This is a genomic window from Nocardioides hwasunensis (assembly GCF_014779665.1).
Taxonomy (GTDB): Bacteria; Actinomycetota; Actinomycetes; order Propionibacteriales; family Nocardioidaceae; genus Nocardioides; species Nocardioides hwasunensis.
Genome location: NZ_JACXYY010000002.1, coordinates 136,307 through 152,069 on the forward strand (window position 1 = coordinate 136,307; position 15,763 = coordinate 152,069).

The following is a 15,763-nucleotide window of genomic DNA, read 5'->3' on the forward strand; positions in this document are numbered from 1 at the left end:
GGTCAGGCACGACCAACGGTCCGCGAGGACGTCCCCGGCTACCGTGGCCGTGTGGGAGCGAGACGGCTGGCGGCGGCGACGGTCGTGGCCCTGCCCTTCCTGCTGGGTGCTGCCTCCGGCTCCCCGGACGTGCCTGCGGACCCCGTGTTCCGCTTCGGCGACCCCGACGTCGTGGAGTCGAGCGGCCTGGTCGTCGTCGACGGGCTCGTCGTCACGGTCAACGACTCCGGTGACTCCGGGCGCGTGTTCGTGGTCGACCCGACCAGTGGCGAGACCGTCGGGGTGACATCGTGGAGCCCGGACCCCGTCGACGTCGAGGCCCTGGCGCCGGCCGGCGCGGGGCACGTGTGGGTCGCCGACACCGGCGACAACCGCCGCGTGCGCGACTCGGTCTCGGTGCTCCGGGTGCCGGTGGGCAGGGGAGACCGCACGGTCGACCCGGAGGCGTACGAGCTCGTCTACCCCGACGGGGCCCGCGACGCCGAGGCACTGGTCCGGCACCCGCTCACCGGACGCCTTTTCGTGATCACCAAGGGCGTCTTCGCCGGCAGCGTGTACGCCGCCCCACCGAGGTTGCGTGCCGACCGGCCCAACCCGCTGGTCGAGGTGGGGCAGGCGCCGGGCATCGTGACGGACGCGACCTTCCTCCCCGGCGGTGGCGGGGTCGTGATGCGGACCTACTCCAGCGCCCACCTGGCGGCCCACCCCTCGTGGGAGCAGGTGGCCTCGTGGACGCTGCCGCGGCAGGACCAGGGCGAGGGCATCGCGCTCGCCGGCAGTGGCCTGCTGCTCAGCACCGAGGGCGCGCGGTCGGAGGTGCTCCGGGTCCCGCTCCCACCCGAGGCGCGCACGACCGACCTCGGCTCGCCGGCCTGGACGGCGCTCCGCTGGCTCGCGCTCGCCCGGGGGCTCCCGCTGTCCGTCGGTTGAGCAGGTCGGCCAGCCCGTGGGCCGGCGGCGCTGATCGGGTGAGGGTGGCGGCGCGCGACATCAGATCGGGCGTCGCGGGTGTCGTACGCCGCCAGGGTCGGCGGGTCCGGCGGCCTCAGGCGAGTGCGGCGTCCAGCGCGGCCTGGACGTGCAGGGTCGTGCAGGGGAAGACGGGCAGCTCGACGTCGGCCTGCTTGACCAGCAGCTCGAGCTCGGTGCAGCCGAGCAGCACACCACCGGCGCCCGCGTCCCAGAGCTCCTCGATGATGGCGACCACACGGCTGCGGGTGCGGGGGAGCACGACGCCGTGGACGAGCTCCTCGTAGATGGCGTCGTTGAGGAGGTCGTGGTGACGCGCGTCGGGGACGACCACGCTCAGGCCGTGGCCCTCGAGCCGGTCGGTGAAGAACGACTCCGACATCGCGACCTTCGTGCCGATGAGGCCGACGGTCGAGATCCCCGCGGCGCGGACCGCCTCGGCGACCACGTCGGCGAGGTGCAGCACGGGGATGTCGACGGCCTCCTCGACCTGGTCGGCGACCTTGTGGAACGTGGTGGTGCACAGCAGCAGGAAGTCGGCGCCGGCGCGTTCGACGCCGCGGGCGGCGTCGGCCAGCAGCGTGCCGACCTGGTCCCACTGCTCCTCGTCCTCGAGGTGGGTCACCTCGGCGAAGTCGACCGTGGTCAGGGCCAGCTTCGGCGAGGACAGCCCGCCGAGGCGCTCGCGCATCCCGAGGTTGAGGTCGCGGTAGTAGGCCGCGCTGCTCTCCCAGCTCATCCCGCCGACGAGTCCGATGGTCTTCACGCGCGGAAGTCTGCCATCTACTCCCTGCGGTGCACCTTGTGTGCCGCAGCCTGGGCACGGGGCTTGATCACGATCTCGTCGATGTCGACGTGGGAGGGACGCGTCGCGACCCAGGCCACCGCGTCGGCGACGTCCTCGGCGAGCAGCGGCTGGTCGACACCGGCGTACACCGCGTCGGCCCTGGCCTGGTCGCCGCCGAAGCGGACCAGCGCGAACTCGTCGGTGCGCACCATGCCGGGGGCGACCTCGCAGATGCGGATCGGCTCGCCGTTGAGCTCGAGCCGCAGCGTCTCGGAGACGACCTTCACCGCGTGCTTGGCGGTGGTGTAGCCGGCGCCACCCTCGTAGGCCCAGCGACCGGCCGTCGAGCCGAGGTTCACGATCACGGCGTCACCGCTGGCGCGCAGTGCGGGCAGCAGTGCCTTGGTCACCCGGACCAGCCCGAGGACGTTGACGTCGTACATCCATCGCCAGCCATCGAGGTCGGCGTCGTCGACCCGGTCGGTGCCGATCGCGCCGCCGGCGTTGTTGACCAGCACGTGGCAGGTCGGCACCGCGGCCGCCAGCGCGTCGACCGACTCCTGGTCGGTGATGTCGCAGGTGATCGCCTCACCGCCGATCTCCGCGGCCAGCTCCTCGATGCGGTCGGTGCGGCGGGCCGCGCAGACGACCCGGAAGCCCTGGGCGGCGAGGGCGCGGGCCGAGGCGGCGCCGATGCCGCTGGAGGCGCCGGTGACGACGGCGGTGCGGGCCTGGGGCAGGTCGTTGCTCATGCGCCCATCCTGCCAAGATCCCGTGCTGGAACAATGACGGGGTGATCATCGCGGCAGCCGACGGTTCGGCACTCGGCAACCCCGGTCCGGCCGGATGGGCGTGGTACGTCGACGACGACTGCTGGGCATCCGGCGGCTGGCCGCGTGGCACCAACAACATGGGCGAGCTGATGGCGGTCCTCGACCTGCTCCAGCAGACCGCCCACATCGACGACGACCTGCACGTCATCTGCGACAGCAAGTACGTCATCGACTCGATCACCAAGTGGATGAAGAACTGGAAGCGCAAGGGCTGGAAGAAGAGCGACGGCAAGCCGGTGCTCAACGTCGAGCTGATGAAGGCGCTCGACGAGGCCATGCAGGGACGCCGGGTCGAGTTCGAGTGGGTCAAGGGCCACGCCGGTCACGAGCTCAACGAGGCAGCCGACCGGCGCGCCAACGCCGCCGCCTCGGCGTACAAGCGCGGGGTCGAGGCCGAGGCAGGCCCCGGCTTCGCCGGCAGCAGCACCGCCCACCCGGCCGCCGCGGTCGGTCAGGTCGAGGAGGAGCCCGACCTGTTCAGCGACCTCGAGGACGTGGGGCCGACCACCGACGAGGAGCACGTGGTCGCCCTGGAGCGCGCCCTGCTCACCGACGAGGTGCGCGGGGACCGTGCCGCGGTCGCCGCGCTGCTCCACCCTGCGTGGCAGGAGATCGGCCGGTCGGGACGGCTCTGGAGCCGCGACGACATGCTCGAGGCCATCGCCCCGGGCGAGCCCGTCACCCTCGACGTGGTCACCCTCGATCGCGTCGACGCCGACACGATCCTGCTCGTGTGGCGGGCGCTCGCCGACGGTCGGTCGACACTGCGCAGCAGCCTGTGGGTCCGCTCGCGCGGTCGGTGGCAGCAGCGCTTCCACCAGGGCACCGACGAACGGTGAGCTGGAGCGCGCCCGTCGCGCCGTGGCATCATCGCGGGATGCCTCCAGCGAAGCTCGCAGCGACCGCTGCCGTCCTCGGCGGAGCCCTGTGGGTCCTCCACGCCGTGCTCGGCGGCGGTGACGACCCGCTCTCCCGCACCCTGTTCCTCGTCGGCTTCGCCGCGCTGGTCGTGGCTGCTGCGGTCTTCGGCACCAGCCTGGTCAAGAGCGACGCCGTGGGCATGCGCATCGTCGTCGGCCTCGCCTCCGGCCTGCTGGTGGTCTCGCTCGTCGAGGCGTTCCGACCCGCGGCGACTCACTGGTACGACGGCGTGTGGGGCATCCTCGCCCTCGCCGCCGGAGGTGCCTCGCTGCTGCGCAGTCGCTCCAGCGGCGCGGGAGGACGTCCGGCCCAGGGCGCGCACGCCCGCTGACCCCTCCTCCGGGTGAGGACCCGGGAATCCCGGGGCCGGCGGCGCAGTTGCACCGGAGGTGCGCTCTCCCGGGCGCTGAGACAGATGTGCACGAAGGAGGCAGCGGTGGGCGAGCGCGTGGCGATGATCAGCCTGCACACCTCACCCCTGGACCAGCCCGGGACCGGTGACGCGGGCGGGATGAACGTCTACGTCATCGAGCTCTCCCGCAGGCTGGCAGCGCAGGGCATCGCCGTCGACGTCTTCACCCGCGCCACGTCCTCGACCCTGCCGCAGGTCGTCGAGGCGGCCGACGGCGTGCTGGTGCACCACGTGGCCGCCGGCCCCTTCGAGGGGCTCACCAAGGGCGAGCTCCCCGGCCAGCTGTGCACCTTCGCCCGCGAGGTGCTCCGCACCGAGGCCATGCAGCCGCTCGGCCACTACACCGCCGTGCACTCGCACTACTGGCTCTCCGGGCAGGTCGGTGCGCTCGCGCGCGACCGGTGGAACGTGCCGCTCGTGCACTCGATGCACACCATGGCCAAGGTCAAGAACGCCGCGCTCGCCGTCGGCGACACCCCCGAGCCCGTCTCGCGGGTGATCGGCGAGGAGCAGGTCGTCGAGGCGGCCGACCTGCTCGTCGCGAACACCGACGCCGAGGCCCGCGAGCTCGTCGACCTCTACGGCGCCAGCCCCGACGCGGTCGAGGTGATCCACCCGGGCGTCGATCTCACCGTCTTCACCCCGCGCGACCGCCGCGAGTCCCGCCGCTCCCTCGACCTGCCCGAGGACGCGGTCGTGCTGCTCTTCGCCGGCCGGATCCAGCCGCTCAAGGCCCCCGACGTGCTCCTCCGCGCGGTCGAGGTGCTGCTGCGGGACGACCCGTCGCTGCGGCACCGGCTCGTCGTACCCGTCGTGGGCGGGCCGTCCGGCTCGGGCCTCGAGCACCCGTCGGCGCTGGCCGACCTGGCCGCGGACCTGGGCATCGAGGACGTCGTCCGGTTCGTCCCGCCGGTGACCCAGGGCGACCTCGCCGTGTGGGCGTCCGCGGCGACCGCGGTGGCCGTGCCGTCCTACAACGAGTCCTTCGGGCTGGTGGCCGTCGAGGCGCAGGCCACCGGCACGCCCGTGGTCGCCGCCGCCGTCGGCGGTCTGACGACCGTGGTGCGCGACGGGGTGAGCGGCCTGCTCGTCGACACCCACGAGCCGCGCGACTGGGCGGCCAGCCTGCGTCGCCTCATCGACGACCCGACGCTCGCCGAGCGCCTCGGTCGGGGTGCCGTCGCCCACGCCCAGGAGTTCTCCTGGGAGCACACCGCCGAGCTGACCCTCGCCGCCTACCAGCGGGCGGCCGGCCGGATGCGTGCTGAGATGGCCTCATGAGTGCCGTCGACATCGTCCGGTCCTACCTCGCCGACAACGAGATCGAGCACCAGGAGACCAGTCGCGAGGGTGTCGAGGGCACCAGCTTCTCGCTGACGCTCCCGGGCGAGAAGAAGCTCCAGACGCCGGTGCGGCTCGACGTGGGCGCGCACGCCCTCGGCGTGCACGCCTTCGTGTGCCGCAACCCCGACGAGAACCACTCCCGCGTGCACCGCTGGCTGCTCGAGCGCAACCTGCGGATGTACGCCGTCTCCTTCGCCGTCGACCGGCACGGTGACATCTACCTCGAGGCGCGGCTCCCGCTCGCCGCGGTCGCCGCCGACGAGCTCGACCGGATCCTGGGCTCGGTGCTGGCCAACGCCGACGAGTCGTTCAACGCGATCCTCGAGCTCGGGTTCGCCTCCTCCATCCGCAAGGAGTGGGAGTGGCGGATCTCGCGCGGTGAGTCGACCCGCAACCTCGAGGCCTTCCGGGGCTGGCTCGAGGCGGGCAAGGATCCCGACACCGACTGACCGCCGTTGGTCGAGGAGGGCGCCCCGCGCCCGTCACGAGACCCGTGGCCTCCGTCGGGTCATCAGCACCCCTGCGATCGCCAGTGCGCCTCCGACGAACGTCAGCGACGGCGGCACCTCGTCGATCGTGAGCCAGGCGATCAGGGTCGCGATCAGCGGGACCAGGAAGGTCGTCAGCGACAGCGCGCCCGCGTCGGTGTGCGTGAGCGCGAACGCCCACGTGGTGAAGGCGATCGCCGTCGGGAAGACGCCGAGGTAGACGATCCACCAGAGCTCCGGGCCACCGTCGGCCACGATGCCCGGCAGGTCGCCGGAGAACGGCAGGCAGGTCACCGCGCCGATCAGGAACGAGACCAGCACCACCTGGACGGACGGGATGCGGCGCAGCAGGACCTTCTGGGTCAGCACCCCGACGGCGTACATCGCCGCGGCGACGAGCACGAGCACCACGCCGAGCAGGCTCGCATCGGCATCGCTCGAGGACCCGCGGGCGATCACCGCCACCCCGGCGAAGCCCACGAGCATGCCCGCGACGAGCCAGCGGTGCAGCACCTCGCCGAAGAGCGGGATCGCGAGCAGCGCCACGATCACGGGGCCGATCTGGATGATCATCGCGGCGGTGCCGGCGTCGACGTGCCGCTCGCCGGCGTTGAGGGCGAGGTTGTAGACGCCGAACCAGCCGACACCCCCCAGTGCCAGCAGGGCCCACTCGCGTCGGGTGGGACGCACCCAGCCGCGACGCAGCACCAGCGGCAGCATCACGAGCGCGGCCACGACCAGGCGGCCGGATCCGAGCGCGCCGGGGCTCACGTCGTGCGCCACGTGACGGATGACGACGAACGCCGAGGCCCACAGGACCAGCGTGACCGCGCCCGCCGTCACCGGCAGCCAGGCCGGGGGAGCAGCGGTCGCGGAGTCGTGGTCGGTGCGCGTGGTCGTCACGGGTCAAGGCTAGGTACGGTCATGACTGCGTGCCAGCGCATTTCGGACGCCGTACGACGACATCCCGCCGCGTGCGGTCGTCCTACGGTCTGGTCGGGGTAGATCTCGACACGCCGTCGCTGCCTCGTGCCTCGCAGCAGGGCTGCTCGATCTGTCCGGGCGCACGCGGCGTGCTCGCTCGTCGCGCGCGACGGCCCGGCACGGCGCGCTGGACCTCTTCCCTGCGGTCAGAGGTCCAGCTTGTAGCCCAGGCCGCGGACGGTGACGAGGTACTTCGGCTCGCCCGGGTCGGGCTCGAGCTTGGCGCGCAGCCGCTTGACGTGCACGTCGAGGGTCTTGGTGTCGCCGACGTAGTCGGAGCCCCAGACCCGGTCGATGAGCTGGCCGCGGGTGAGCACCCGGCCCGGGTTGCGCAGGAACATCTCGAGGAGCTCGAACTCCTTGAGCGGCAGGCGCTGCTCACTGCCGTCGACGGTCACCACGTGGCGCTCGACGTCCATGCGGACCGGACCGGCCTCGAGGGTGTCGGGCATCAGGTCGGGCTCCTGGCCGCGACGGAGCACCGCGCGGATCCGGGCGACCAGCTCGCGCGGGGAGTAGGGCTTGGTGACGTAGTCGTCGGCGCCGAGCTCGAGGCCGACCACCTTGTCGACCTCGTCGTCCTTGGCGCTGACCATGATCACCGGGACCGACGAGGTCTGCCTGATCTGGCGGCACACCTCCGTGCCGGGGACGCCCGGCAGCATCAGGTCGAGGAGGACGATGTCGGGGCCGAAGCGGTCGAACTCGGTGAGGGCGGTGTTGCCGTCGGCGGCGATGACCACCTCGTAGCCCTCCTTGCGGAGCATGTAGGCGAGCGCGTCGCTGTAGCTCTCTTCGTCCTCGACGACGAGTACCCGGGTCATCTCTTGATCTCCTGCTGGTTCGTGCGCGTGGTGGACCCGGTCGCGGATCCGCTGGCGGACGTCGCGGGTGCGACGACCTCGACCGGGGTGCTCGGGCGGCCCAGTGACTGACCGGGCTCGGGGTTGCGGGGAAGCGTGAGGGTGAACGTCGAGCCCTGGCCCTGGACGGACCACACCGAGATGTCGCCGCCGTGGGTGGCGGCGACGTGCTTGACGATCGCCAGGCCGAGCCCGGTGCCGCCGGTGGAGCGGTGGCGTGCGGGGTCGACGCGGTAGAACCGCTCGAAGATGCGGTCGATATCCTCGGCCGGGATGCCGATGCCCTGGTCGACGACCGAGACCTGGACCTGCTCGCCCTCGGAGCGGGTGGTGACGACCACCCGCGAGCCGCTGTTGGAGTAGGCCACGGCGTTGGCGACCAGGTTGCTGACGGCGGCGCCGATCTGCTCCTGCGAGCCGAAGACCTCGAGGCCGTGCTCGCCGCGGGACTCGACCGAGATCTGCTTGGCGGCGGCCTCCATGGCGCTGGTGTCGACCGCAGTCGCCACGGCGGCGTCGAGGTCGACCATCACCGGCGTCTCGAGGGGGTCGTGCCCCTGGAGGCGGGAGAGCTCGATGATCTGCTGCACGAGCTTGGAGAGACGGTCGCTCTCCTTGAGCATCCGGTTGGCGAAGCGCTGCACGGCCTCGGGGTCGTCGGAGGCGTCGGTCACGGCCTCGGCGAGCAGGCGGATCGCGCCGACCGGTGTCTTGAGCTCGTGGCTGACGTTGGCCACGAAGTCGCGGCGCACGGCCTCGACCCGGCGCTCTCGGGTGCGGTCCTCGACCAGGGCCAACACCAGCCGCGCGCCGAGCGGGGCGACGCGTGCGGTCAGGGTGCGTCCGAACCCGCCGTCGGCGGCCGGCATCTCGATCTCGCTCTCGCGGATCTGGCCGTCGCGGCGCACGAGTGCGACGACCTCGAGCAGCTCGGGCACGACGACGGTGTTGCCGCGCACCAGCCCGAAGGCGTACGCCGGCGCGGAGGCCTTGAGCACGTGGTCGGACTGGTCGACGACGACCGCGCTCGAGCGCAGGATGCTGAGCACCGCGGCGACCCCGGCCTGGACCACCGGCTCGTCCTGCGCGGGGAGGGTGTGACGCTGGCGGTCGCTGATGTGCCAGGCGAGCACTGCGCCACCGGCCACGATGGCCCCGATGATCGCGGCCAACCCGGCCTGCATCGTCGGATCCACGCTCACCATCGTACGCATCCGATGTCCCCGGCCAGTCCCGCTGGACAGCGGGCACCGACTGTTCATCGGGCGTTCATCGGGCACCCACGAGCGTTCGTCTTGGCTGCCTAGGGTGGTGGGCATGCGTGAGGCTTTCCATGACCAGCTCGACGGCATCTTCGCCGACCTGTCCGAGATCTGCGGGCAGGTCGAGGTGGCAGTCCGCGAGGCCACCAAGGCCCTGATGACCGGTGACATCCACACCGCCGACCAGGTGATCGGCAACGACAAGGCGATCGACGCCGCCCGCGAGCGGGTGGACGACACGGCCTTCTCCCTGCTCTCCCTGCAGCAGCCCGTCGCGGGTGACCTGCGCGTCATCGTCTCCGCGCTGCGGATGGTCAGCGAGCTCGAGCGGATGGGCGACCTGTCGGTGCACGTCGCGAAGATCGCGCGTCTGCGCGTGCCGGCCGTGGCCGTGCCCGACGAGCTCCGGCCCACCATGGAGCGGATGGCAGAGACGGCCGAGGACATGGTGCGCCGGGTGCGCGGGATCATCATCGAGCGCGACGTCGAGGCGGCCATCGAGCTCGGCCGTGACGACGAGGTGATGGACCAGCTGCGCCGCCGCAGCTTCACCGAGCTGCTCTCCGCCGACTGGCAGCACGGCGTCGAGGCGGCCGTCGACATCGCGCTGCTCGGGCGCTACTACGAGCGCATCGCCGACCACTCGGTGTCGGTCGCGAACCGCGTCGTCTTCGTGGTCACCGGCGAGGTCCCGGCGCGCGACTGACCGGCTCCTGGCGCCCGTCGCGCGGCGGCGGGAACGGGACATCGTGGAGTCGGTGAGTCACTGAGTGACTCGCGGACTCCACGACCCCGGTGGAGTCACCGGATATCCGGAGACTCCAGCCGGCGTGGGCGCAGGCCGACCGTTCGTGGAGCCGGTGAGCCACAGGGTGGCTCGGACGTTCCACGATCATGGCGTACGCGGGTGGCTGGGCGTGGTGCCCGGCTGCTCGTCTGAGCTCAGCGACCCTGGTTGGCGACGGCTGCGGCTGCGGCCGCGGCGGCCTCCGGGTCGAGGTACCGGCCACCGGCGACGGTGGGGCGCAGGTCCTCGTCGAGCTCGTAGACGAGCGGCATGCCGGTGGGGATGTTGAGGCCGGCGATGTCCTCGTCGCTGATCTGGTCCAGGTGCTTGACCAGCGCGCGCAGGCTGTTGCCGTGGGCGGCCACCAGCACCGTCTTGCCGTCCTTCAGGTCCGTGACGATGTCGCTCTCCCAGTAGGGGAGGAAGCGGGCGATGACATCCTTGAGGCACTCGGTGCGGGGGAGCTCGTCGCCGAGGTCGGCGTAGCGCGGATCGCCTGCCTGCGAGAACTCGTCGGAGTCGTCGAGCGGCGGCGGCGGGGTGTCGAAGGAGCGGCGCCAGAGCATGAACTGCTCCTCGCCGTACTCGTCGAGCGTCTGCTTCTTGTCCTTGCCCTGCAGGGCTCCGTAGTGGCGCTCGTTGAGCCGCCAGCTGCGCTTGACCGGGATCCAGTGGCGGTCCGCCGCGTCGAGGGCCAGTGCGGCGGTGTTGATCGCGCGGCGCTGGAGCGAGGTGTGCACGACGTCGGGCAGCACGTCCGCCTCGCGGAGCAGCTGGCCCCCGCGGACCGCCTCCCCCTCACCCTTCTCGGTGAGGGCCACGTCGACCCACCCGGTGAAGAGGTTCTTGGCGTTCCAGTCGCTCTCGCCGTGACGGAGCAGGACCAGGGTGTAGGTCATGAGGCGTCCATGCCCTTCCAGTAGCCCGTCTCGTCGGAGACGACGGGGACGTTGAGCGTGACCCGCTCGCCGTTGCCGAAGTCGAAGGCCAGCGGGACGAAGTCGCCGGCGCCGAAGTCGCCGGTCAGGATGATGTCGGCCGGCGGGTCGGCCAGGTTGACCAGGCCGCCCGCGGCGACCGCGATCGGCTCGAAGTCGGCGGGTGCGACGGTGTCGTCCTGGCCCGCGACGCCGGTGAAGGTCTGCTCCTCGTCGGCGTCGTTGTTGGCCAGCGAGGCGACGAAGGTGCCGGACCCATCGGACGCCGAGACCACGACGGCCGAGAGCACGTCGATGACCCCCTCACGGTTGTTGGCGCCACCGGCGGGGGTGTAGTCCCGCTCCGTGGCGTAGTCGAAGCCACAGGAGGAGAGCGGGGCGGCGAGCGCGAGAACCGCGGCGGCGGTCGCGATGGATCGGAGTCGCATGGCGCACAGCCTAGCGTCGCCTCAGGTCAGTCCGACCGTCCGCCCTGCGATGAGGATGCCGACCACCACGAGGGCGGTGCAGACGCTCGCGATCACGAGCATCCGGGGGGTGCCGGTGCGCAGCGCCAGGAGCAGCGGGAGCGAGCGCTCGCCCTCCTCGTGGTCGTGCACGAGGCCGGGCAGGGCGAGGAGGACGTGCACGCACAGACCCAGCGCCGCGGCGAGCACCACCATCGCGGCGGTCGGCGGCGTCGTCGCCCCCGTGCCGTTCCAGCCGCCGTAGGAGAGGAAGGCGGGGTAGAGCGCGAAGCCGGCCATCCAGGGCACGAAGGACAGCGGCCGGGCGTGCAGGAGCCGGTCGCCGACCACGGAGACCAGCAGGAGGGCGAGGTACGCCGCCGCGGACTCTCGACCGTTGGCCACGGACAGGGGTACGACGAGCAGCGCCGCGCACGCCACCGCGAACCAGACGGTCCCCGTGTCGAGCACCTCGCCGCTGAGCGGCTTGTCGGGCCGGTGGCGACGGTCGCGTGCCCGGTCGGCGAGGTCGTCGGCCCACCCGAGGATCGCCTGTCCGACGAGCACGGTGAGCGCCACCAGGGCGACCTCCCGGAGCGGGCGCCCGGCGGCTGCGGCGGCGACCGCGAGGGCGGCCGCGGTGCCCAGCGCCTGGCGCGGGTGCGCGGCCCGCAGGAGGAGCAGCGCCGGGGTCGTCGGCATGGCCCGAAGTATGTCCCAGGGCTGCCTCCGCAGTGGCGCAGGCCGGGTGCACGACCACGGAACCGGCGATCTGTCAAGCCCGGAAGTGGCCTCTGACCTGCGGAAACGCGAAAGGAGCCCATTCGAACCCGTGTTAGAATGGACACCTAGGAAGGGGAACTAAACATATGACTTTCACCGTCGGCGAAACGGTCGTCTATCCCAATCACGGGGCCGCTGTCATCGAGGACATCGAGATGCGGCAGATCAAGGGAGAGGACCGGCAGTACCTCGTCCTCAGGATCGTCGCCCAGCAGGACCTGGTCGTGCGCGTCCCGGCCTGCAACCTCGACCTCGTCGGAGTCCGCGACGTCGTCGACAAGGAGGGTCTCGACCGCGTCTTCGACGTGCTGCGAGCTGCTCACGTCGAGGAGCCGACCAACTGGTCGCGTCGCTACAAGGCGAATCTCGAGAAGCTGCACTCCGGCGACGTCATGAAGGTGTCCGAGGTCGTGCGCGACCTGTGGCGCCGCGAGCGTGACCGTGGCCTGTCGGCCGGTGAGAAGCGGATGCTGGCCAAGGCTCGCCAGATCCTCGTCTCCGAGCTGGCCCTGGCCGAGAAGACCAACGAGGACAAGGCCGAGGCCACCCTCGACGAGGTCCTCGCCTCCTGAGGCTCGCAGCACCCAGCACGACAGATCGACCCCCGGCGCACGTCCCGCGCCGGGGGTCGAGTCGTCTGTGGCCCCTCGGGGGATAGCGTGACCCGGCGATGAGCATCTACGACGACGATGACGTGGTCCGCGCGCTCGGCGTGGTGGTCGACGAGGGCCGGGGCACCCTGCCCTACCGGCTCGTCCACGGTGAGTCGTTGGTCGCCTGCGCGGCCTGGGCCCTGGGAGAGGCCGGCGTCGACATCGTCGACGCGAGCGTCCCGTGGGCCGGGCTGGTCGAGTCCGGCTCCGACCTCGTCCTGCACGACCCGCTGTGCCCGATGACGCCGGCTGCGTTCATCGCGACCTGCCTGCGCCTGGCTCGCGAGGGCGACCGGCCCGTGGTCGGCGTACGACCCGTGACCGACACCGTCAAGGCGGTCGCCGGCGGTGTGGTCGGACGGACCCTCGACCGCGACGCGATGCTGGCGGTGACCTCGCCCCTGGTCGTTCCCGCCGCGGTGCTGTCGCGACTGCCCGGACGACCGGTGCCGGACCTGGCTCGCACGGTGTCGGACCTGGCTGCCGCAGGGCACGAGGTGCAGACGGTCCAGGCGCCGCCCGAGGGCCGACGGGTGACGTCGAGCGACGAGCTGCGCCTGCTCGAGGTCCTCACCACGCCGCAGGGCTGAGCTCCTCGGCCACGGCCACGTCCTCGGCGAAGGTGACCTTCAGGTTGAGGGGACTGCCCGGAACGGCCGCGACCGCCACCTGGCGGTAGGTCGCGACACAGGCCGCGGTGTCGGTGCCCTCGAACCCGTCCCGCGCGGCGTCCCGGTAGGCCGAGAGGACCTCGCCGGCCAGGAACGCCTGCGGAGTCTGGACGCCGCCGACGTCCTCGGTCACCGCGGTCAGGTCGTCGTGGAGCAGCTGGGTCACCGGCACGACCGGGATCGCTCCGCCCCGGTCACGGGCGGCCGAGATGACCGCCTCCCACAGGCCGGGGGCGGCGAGCGGCCGGGCGGCGTCGTGCACGACGACGACGTCGACCTCGCCGGCCTCGATCGCGGGCCCGAGCACCCGGAGCGCCGCCCACTCCGAGGCGTGGCGGGTGGCGCCGCCGTCGACCAGCAGCACCTCGCGATCACCCAGGTGCGGCGCGAGGGCCTGCCCCACGGCGTCGCGGTCCTGGGGCCGCACGACGACCACGAGGCGGCGTACGTCGGGCAGGGCGAGCGCCGTGCGCACCGACCAGGCCAGCACCGGGAGACCGCGCAGGGGGAGGAGCACCTTGTTCGTCCCCGCGCCGACCCGGCTCCCCGAGCCGGCGGCCACGATGACGACCGCGGTGGACGCCGACCCCGTCATCGACCGGTGACCAGAGCCGTGGCGATCGCGGCGACGCCCTCGCCGCGACCGGTCAGGCCGAGGCCGTCGGTCGTCGTCGCGGACACGCTGACGGGGGCACCGACGGCGGCCGAGAGCGCCGCCGTGGCCTCGTCGCGCCGGGGTCCGAGGCGCGGGGCGTTGCCGATGACCTGGACGGCCACGTTGCCGATGTCGAAGCCTGCCGCGCGCACCCTGCGGGCGGTCTCGGACAGCAGGGCGGCACCCGAGGCGCCGGCCCATCGGGGCTCAGCCGTGCCGAAGTGGCTGCCGAGGTCGCCGAGTCCGGCGGCGGAGAGGAGCGCGTCGCAGGCCGCGTGGGCGGCGACGTCGGCGTCCGAGTGACCCTCGAGCCCGGCAGGCTCGTCGGGCCAGGAGAGCCCGGCCAGGTGCATCGGGACGCCGGGGACCAGGCGGTGGACGTCGGTGCCGATGCCTATCCGGGGAGTGGTCACGTCGGCATCATGCCGGACGGGCGTCACAATAGAGGGGTGAGCACCCGTCGTCTGCACTGGAGGATCGCCGGCGTCCTGGCCGGAATGGCCGGACTTGCCACCAGCTATGCGGCCGCGACGGTTCTCACCGTCCGCGCGTCGCCGCTGGTCGCGGTGGCCGAGCTGGTCATCAAGGTGACGCCCGGCTCGACGGCCGAGCGGGCGATCTCCGTGCTGGGCCACCTCGACAAGCCGGTCCTGCTCCTCGGCGTGATCGTGCTGCTGCTCGCGTGCTTCGCCTGGGCCGGCTCGCTGGCGCGGGGCGGCTGGTGGCGGGCGATGGTGGTGTGGGTGGTGCTGGCCGGCGTGGGACTCGTCGCCGTCATGTCCCAGCGGGGCGCCGGTGTGGTCGACGTCGTGCCGGTCGTCGTCGGGCTGCTCACCTGGATGTCGGTGCACCCCGCGCTGACCGACGCGCTCCGTCGCGGCCTGAGCCGACCCGACCTGCAGTCCAGCGAGCGACGTGTCTTCCTCGTCGTCGCCTCGGTGGTCTCGGTGGCCTCGCTCGGCATCGCGGTGGCAGGACGGCTGGCGAGCGCCGGCAGGCGCAGTGTCGAGACGAGCAGGCAGCTGCTCCGCATCCCGGGTGTGACGCGCCACTCGGCACCTCCGGCGACGTCGGTCGGGCTGGAGGGGGTCACCCCCTGGCAGACCGCCAACGAGGACTTCTACCGGATCGACACGGCGATCTCGGTGCCCGCCATCGACCCGTCCGACTGGAAGCTGCGGATCCACGGCATGGTCGAGCGCGAGCTCACGCTCACCTACTCCCAGCTCGTCGCGCGTGAGCTGACCGAGTCGTGGGTCACGCTGAACTGCGTCAGCAACGAGGTCGGTGGCGACCTGGTCGGCAACGCCCGCTGGAGCGGCGTGCGCCTCGCCGGGCTGCTGGCGAACCTCGGCGTCAGCGACGAGGCCGACTGCATCCTGCAGACCTCGCACGACGGCTGGACCTGCGCGACGCCGCTCGCCGCTCTCACCGACGACCGCGACGCGATGCTCGCCGTGGCCATGAACGGTCAGCCGCTGCCGATCGAGCACGGGTTCCCGGTCCGCACGGTGGTGCCGGGGCTCTACGGCTACGTCTCGGCCACCAAGTGGGTCGTGGACATGAAGGTCGGCACGTTCGCCGACTCCGTCGGCTACTGGACGACCCGCGGCTGGTCGTCGCAGGGACCGGTCAAGATCGCCTCGCGCATCGACGTGCCGCGTTCCGGCGACAAGGTCCCGGTCGGCGAGGTGTCGTTCGGAGGCGTCGCGTGGCGTCAGCACACGGGCATCGAGGCCGTGGAGGTCCAGGTCGACGGTGGCGCCTGGCAGCGGGCCGAGCTGGCCGAGGTGCCGTCCGTCGACACGTGGGTGCAGTGGTCGCTGACGACCGACCTGGCAGAGGGCGACCACGAGGTCCGCGTGCGCGCCATCGGCGCCGACGGCGAGACCCAGACCGACGTGGTCCGGGCACCCGCGCCGGACGGCTCCACGGGGTTGCACACCATCCAGGTGAGCGCCGGCTGA

General features: G+C 72.3%; 19 protein-coding genes. 9 read left to right on the forward strand and 10 right to left on the reverse strand.

What is annotated here, in order from left to right:
• The first annotated feature begins 51 nt into the window (after positions 1-51).
• Entirely contained in the window at positions 52-930 is an 879-nt protein-coding gene (locus IEZ25_RS04625) for a hypothetical protein (protein WP_191198249.1), read from the forward strand.
• Between the two features lie 115 nt (positions 931-1,045).
• Here the strand turns inward: IEZ25_RS04625 and IEZ25_RS04630 are convergent, their stop codons facing one another.
• A complete protein-coding gene (locus IEZ25_RS04630) occupies positions 1,046-1,735 on the reverse strand; it encodes an aspartate/glutamate racemase family protein (protein ID WP_191198250.1) in 690 nt (229 codons plus the stop codon).
• Between the two features lie 17 nt (positions 1,736-1,752).
• Positions 1,753-2,508, reverse strand: coding sequence for an SDR family NAD(P)-dependent oxidoreductase (locus tag IEZ25_RS04635; protein ID WP_191198251.1), 756 nt, complete (start codon positions 2,506-2,508; stop codon positions 1,753-1,755).
• Between the two features lie 41 nt (positions 2,509-2,549).
• Between IEZ25_RS04635 and IEZ25_RS04640 the strand changes: the two genes are divergently transcribed.
• The 4 genes from IEZ25_RS04640 (at position 2,550) to IEZ25_RS04655 (ending at position 5,715) form a co-directional block, all read left to right on the forward strand.
• Positions 2,550-3,428: an RNase H family protein gene (locus tag IEZ25_RS04640; protein ID WP_191198252.1), complete on the forward strand. Its 879-nt coding sequence runs from the start codon at positions 2,550-2,552 to the stop codon at positions 3,426-3,428.
• 38 nt (positions 3,429-3,466) lie between these two features.
• Entirely contained in the window at positions 3,467-3,841 is a 375-nt protein-coding gene (locus tag IEZ25_RS04645) for a hypothetical protein (RefSeq protein ID WP_191198253.1), read from the forward strand.
• A 105-nt stretch (positions 3,842-3,946) separates the two neighbouring features.
• A complete protein-coding gene (gene mshA, locus IEZ25_RS04650) occupies positions 3,947-5,203 on the forward strand; it encodes a D-inositol-3-phosphate glycosyltransferase (RefSeq protein ID WP_318152044.1) in 1,257 nt (418 codons plus the stop codon).
• On the forward strand, positions 5,200-5,715 hold the full coding sequence (locus IEZ25_RS04655; RefSeq protein WP_191198255.1) for a type III secretion system chaperone family protein: 516 nt from the start codon (positions 5,200-5,202) through the stop codon (positions 5,713-5,715). Before mshA ends, IEZ25_RS04655 begins: the two co-directional genes overlap by 4 nt.
• 33 nt (positions 5,716-5,748) lie before the next feature.
• On the opposite strand, the gene IEZ25_RS04660 is transcribed toward IEZ25_RS04655, so the two are convergent.
• From IEZ25_RS04660 to IEZ25_RS04670, 3 genes are all read right to left on the reverse strand, one after another.
• Positions 5,749-6,657 carry a DMT family transporter gene (locus IEZ25_RS04660; protein WP_318152045.1) on the reverse strand — a complete coding sequence of 303 codons (909 nt, stop codon included), beginning with the start codon at positions 6,655-6,657 and terminating at the stop codon, positions 5,749-5,751.
• 227 nt (positions 6,658-6,884) lie between these two features.
• Positions 6,885-7,562 (reverse strand): response regulator transcription factor, encoded by a 678-nt coding sequence (locus tag IEZ25_RS04665; protein ID WP_191198256.1) that lies wholly within the window; start codon positions 7,560-7,562, stop codon positions 6,885-6,887.
• Positions 7,559-8,797, reverse strand: a complete 1,239-nt coding sequence (locus IEZ25_RS04670) for a sensor histidine kinase (protein WP_191198257.1) — start codon at positions 8,795-8,797, stop codon at positions 7,559-7,561. The genes IEZ25_RS04665 and IEZ25_RS04670 overlap by 4 nt, the downstream gene beginning before the upstream one ends.
• 121 nt (positions 8,798-8,918) lie before the next feature.
• Here IEZ25_RS04670 and phoU point away from each other — a divergent pair, with 121 nt between their 5' ends.
• Positions 8,919-9,569: a phosphate signaling complex protein PhoU gene (phoU, locus tag IEZ25_RS04675; RefSeq protein ID WP_191198258.1), complete on the forward strand. Its 651-nt coding sequence runs from the start codon at positions 8,919-8,921 to the stop codon at positions 9,567-9,569.
• Between the two features lie 236 nt (positions 9,570-9,805).
• Here the strand turns inward: phoU and IEZ25_RS04680 are convergent, their stop codons facing one another.
• The 3 genes from IEZ25_RS04680 to IEZ25_RS04690 are packed head-to-tail and all read right to left on the reverse strand — an operon-like array spanning position 9,806 to position 11,736.
• Positions 9,806-10,549: a phosphoglyceromutase gene (locus tag IEZ25_RS04680; protein ID WP_191198259.1), complete on the reverse strand. Its 744-nt coding sequence runs from the start codon at positions 10,547-10,549 to the stop codon at positions 9,806-9,808.
• Complete coding sequence (locus tag IEZ25_RS04685) at positions 10,546-11,016, reverse strand: hypothetical protein (protein ID WP_191198260.1); 471 nt, start codon at positions 11,014-11,016, stop codon at positions 10,546-10,548. Before IEZ25_RS04685 ends, IEZ25_RS04680 begins: the two co-directional genes overlap by 4 nt.
• 21 nt (positions 11,017-11,037) lie before the next feature.
• Entirely contained in the window at positions 11,038-11,736 is a 699-nt protein-coding gene (locus tag IEZ25_RS04690; RefSeq protein WP_191198261.1) for a UbiA family prenyltransferase, read from the reverse strand.
• Positions 11,737-11,903: 167 nt separating this feature from the next.
• On the opposite strand from IEZ25_RS04690, the gene IEZ25_RS04695 reads away from it, so the two are divergent.
• Positions 11,904-12,389 carry a CarD family transcriptional regulator gene (locus tag IEZ25_RS04695; protein WP_191198262.1) on the forward strand — a complete coding sequence of 162 codons (486 nt, stop codon included), beginning with the start codon at positions 11,904-11,906 and terminating at the stop codon, positions 12,387-12,389.
• Between the two features lie 98 nt (positions 12,390-12,487).
• The gene (locus tag IEZ25_RS04700; RefSeq protein WP_191198263.1) at positions 12,488-13,060 is read left to right on the forward strand and encodes a 2-C-methyl-D-erythritol 4-phosphate cytidylyltransferase; all 573 of its coding nucleotides are present in this window, start codon (positions 12,488-12,490) and stop codon (positions 13,058-13,060) included.
• Here IEZ25_RS04700 and IEZ25_RS04705 read toward each other — a convergent pair.
• Complete coding sequence (locus IEZ25_RS04705; RefSeq protein ID WP_191198264.1) at positions 13,041-13,736, reverse strand: IspD/TarI family cytidylyltransferase; 696 nt, start codon at positions 13,734-13,736, stop codon at positions 13,041-13,043. The genes IEZ25_RS04700 and IEZ25_RS04705 overlap by 20 nt on opposite strands.
• Positions 13,733-14,209, reverse strand: a complete 477-nt coding sequence (gene ispF / locus IEZ25_RS04710) for a 2-C-methyl-D-erythritol 2,4-cyclodiphosphate synthase (protein WP_191198265.1) — start codon at positions 14,207-14,209, stop codon at positions 13,733-13,735. Before ispF ends, IEZ25_RS04705 begins: the two co-directional genes overlap by 4 nt.
• Before the next feature lie 36 nt (positions 14,210-14,245).
• On the opposite strand from ispF, the gene IEZ25_RS04715 reads away from it, so the two are divergent.
• A complete protein-coding gene (locus IEZ25_RS04715) occupies positions 14,246-15,763 on the forward strand; it encodes a molybdopterin-dependent oxidoreductase (RefSeq protein WP_191198266.1) in 1,518 nt (505 codons plus the stop codon).